General features: G+C 55.3%; 2 protein-coding genes. Both read right to left on the reverse strand.

Annotated features, from left to right (window positions below; all coding sequences use genetic code 11):
• The coding region (locus P1S59_14480; protein ID MDF1527431.1) for a hypothetical protein at nt 1-192 on the reverse strand (192 nt) is incomplete at its 3' end.
• Between the two features lie 14 nt (nt 193-206).
• Complete coding sequence (gene proC / locus P1S59_14485) at nt 207-1,022, reverse strand: pyrroline-5-carboxylate reductase (GenBank protein MDF1527432.1); 816 nt, start codon at nt 1,020-1,022, stop codon at nt 207-209.
• Between the last annotated feature and the right edge of the window lie 148 nt (nt 1,023-1,170).

Here is a 1,170-nt window from a genome sequence, read left to right on the forward strand (position 1 = left end):
ATGAACCTGGTAGCCCGCATCCATGAGCAGATCTACCAGCCAATACCAGTTAAAGGTGGATTCAACCACAGCTCCGGAAGTTAGGTTTACCTTTGCGTCTCTGCGAGAGGCTGCCCTTGCCGCATTCACAGGAATCGGGTTTTTAGCCTTTTCCCCGACACGCCGATACAGTGCTCTTCTTCCCCGATTCATAGAGCGGGAAGCGCTCAGCCCTTACCAAGTTCCTTCGCTCGCTTCGTAGCCGCCATCACCGCTTCCACAACTGTCTCCGTGAAATCGGCTTCATCCATAGCAGTGAGACCAGCCTGAGTGGTCCCCCCCGGTGACGTCACCATCTCCCGCAGTTGGGTAGGACTCTTTTCTGTTTCCATCATCATGCGTGCGGCCCCCATGATCGTCTGTTTCACCAGACCTGCAGCCTCCTCGGCAGGGATCCCAACCGACATGCCGGCCTCGATCAAAGCCTCAGCCATGCGGAAGATATAGGCTGGGCCGCTTCCGGAAAGGCCCGTGACGCTATCCAGCAGGTCCTCGGGAAGGACGTGGCAGGTTCCCACAGCCTGGAAAAGCTCCACGGCCCAGTGCGTGTTATCAGCATGGACACTCTGGCCGGGAGAGATGACGGTAGCCCCATTGCCTACAAGTGCGGGTGTGTTGGGCATGGATCTGATGACAGGCACTCCGGGCAGTGAATTTTCCAGAAGTCCGAGGGTGATCCCTGCTGCTATGGAGATGACAAGCTGGTCTGTCCCGATGGAGGGGGCAATCTCCTGAAGCACCTCTGGAAGAACCTGTGGTTTAACAGCCAGGAAAATGGTTCCTCCAGCCGCGGCGGCCTGAGTGTTCCGGTCGGTGCTCATGAGTCCATGCTGCTGGAGCAGATAAGTGCGCCGTTCGGAAATCGGATCTGAAACAATGATCGATTCAGCCGGCAGGATCCTGGCTCTGATGATACCCACTGCCAGAGCTTCGGCCATATTCCCGCCACCGATAAAAGCGATACTGCTTCTATAATCCATCATCCCCACCCTTTCTCTTTTAAGGTTTAACTATTACAGGGTCGCAAAAAGTCCGTAATCGGCTTTTCGCTCCTCGGAAAGGGAAAAGCGTCGTTTTCCCTTTCCTTACAAATCAATGACTTACAGTGCGAGTCATTGATTTGGGCGCCCC

This window comes from bacterium (assembly GCA_029210965.1).
Lineage (GTDB): Bacteria > BMS3Abin14 > BMS3Abin14 > BMS3Abin14 > BMS3Abin14 > JALHUC01.